Genomic DNA, 2,249 nt, shown 5'->3' on the forward strand with positions numbered 1-2,249 from the left:
GTACCATCTACGGTATATCCATCTTTTTCGATTTGCTCTAAATCTTCATCACAGTACTCTCCTAATTCAACCTCTTGGTCTTGAGCATCCTCGTAATGACATTCGTGACAACCTGTTTTTGAACATGATGCGAATACCAAGGCTCCAAAGGCCATCATAACTGACTTACTTTTCATGGGTGTTGTATTTTAAATTTAATAAAATGCTGATGTAAACATTCCTACCTTGTGCAGGGATGTTGTAATTTTTCAATTTAGAAAGGTGGGGTACATAACTTTCGTTGAGTAGATTCCTCACGCCGCATTGAAAGGCGAAATCTTGTTTTGTTTTTACTTTAAAATGGAGCGCCATATCCACCAATAAAAAGGCGGGAGTTGCAGTTTCCATAATCCCAGGTCTATTTTGAGCCAAGAATTGATCCATGTTCAAGACGAATTTAGACAATGAGAATTTGTGCTTACTAAAGAAACTATAACTCGCCATTAAATTAATTTTGTTTTGTGGTTGTAAAGGCAAAGCATCTTGATTGGCAAAGGAAGCTTGTAAATAACTAAAACTAGATATAATGTGTAAGTCATGAATGGCATGCGGGTGAAAATGCACTTGTATATCAGAACCATACATATCCACACGCTGTGCCTGCTGGTATTGATACAAGGGGAAATTATCTACAAACTCACCCGTAGGTTGTGAATAAATAAAATCCTTAATTCTATTGTAAAAAGGAACGACATTCAACTCCACGTGTTTCCCTTTTAAACCGACACTCGCATCAATTTGTTGTGCCTTTTCACTCACGAGATTTACATCACCTAACTCATAACTCAAACTACTATGATGTACACCATCTGCCAATAATTCTGAACTATGGGGAGCTCTAAAACCTGTAGAAAGGTTAAGTCTTAACACCAGTTGTTGCCATTGTTTTGCTATTCCCGCAGAATAATTAAAACTCTGGTAATTTCTATGGATAGCATTACCTCCTCTTGTGGCTAAATTTCTTACATCACCACGCACTCCCATTTGGTAATCCAGACCTTTCAACTGACCTTTCACCAAGGCGAAAAGTCCCAGGTCTTGCTGCGTGGCATCGGGTAAAATACTTTCCTCTGCAGAAGGATTGTTTGTATTGGTTTGATACAACGCTTGTGTACCCACAACCATGTTTATCTTTCTCCAGTTGAAACTATAATTGGCATTTAAGCTGCTTGTATTTAACTGCATACTCAAAGCAGGAATCGTGAATTTCTCTTCAAACTCTTGGAGATGATTTAAGCTTTGTCCCAACTTCACTTTGAACGTAGAGTTCTTGAAGTAAAATGCATTATCAAATAATAGATAGTGGTTGTTGATGACTTGTGCAGGAAGCGCCAAATTTCTCGAAGGTTTATCGCTGATAAAATCTTCATACTCTACCACAGTATCATGTGTGTGCCCAGGTATTCCGTAACGTGCGTTGGAATAATTATAACGCAAATTACCCACCCATTTCTTGGTGTTAAACCCCGTTGAAAATTTAATATTTCTATTGTAAAATCTCGAGTTTTTGATGTAGTTACCTCCAGGTATTTGATAGTCTGCTGCGTTGTTATAATTCGTATAAAGGTTGAACCTCAGTTTTTTTCCGGCATACTTTAACCCCAACTGATTCTTGGTCATCAAGTTATTGCTTTCAAAAGCCGTATTTGTTTTCACCTCCACGGTATTACGCGCAGCATAGTTCTCATCGATGAGATAAATTACTCCTCCCAATGCGTCGGCTCCATATAAAAGTGAGGCTGGACCTTTAATGACTTCTACTGCTCCAATTCCCAATTGATCTATCCCCAAACCGTGATCTCCCCCCCACTGCTGGTTCTCTATTCGCAGACCATTCAGGTACGTCAATACTCTCGACCCCATTAGCCCACGAACCACGGGCTTACTAATACCAACTCCAAGTTTACTTTGATTTACTCCAGGAATTTTGGCCAAGGCGTCTACCAGGTCAACACTTGCAACTTCATTCAATTCACTGATTTCTCTGCGCTCTACCTCCACAATATTGTACTGAGCAACTTCACCCAAGGTACTTTGTATGCTTACCTCATCAAAACTCAAATGCTCTGGTTGTAAGCTGATGTTAATGTTTTGTTGTTCTTGGGGATTTACTTTTACTAATTTCTGACTGTAGCTCGAAGCACTTACACGTAGACTAATCGTTGAAGTTAAGTCTGCCGTAATCGTAAACCGACCTACACTATCAGTAA

Annotated in this window: 1 protein-coding gene; it reads right to left on the reverse strand. The window is 39.2% G+C overall.

All coding sequences use genetic code 11. The features are described from left to right. Positions 1 to 165 precede the first annotated feature (165 nt). Positions 166 to 2,249: TonB-dependent receptor (locus tag AC22ZQ_RS14205; RefSeq protein WP_318959419.1), on the reverse strand; the 2,084-nt coding region annotated here is incomplete at its 5' end.

Source organism: Lishizhenia sp., assembly GCF_057456495.1.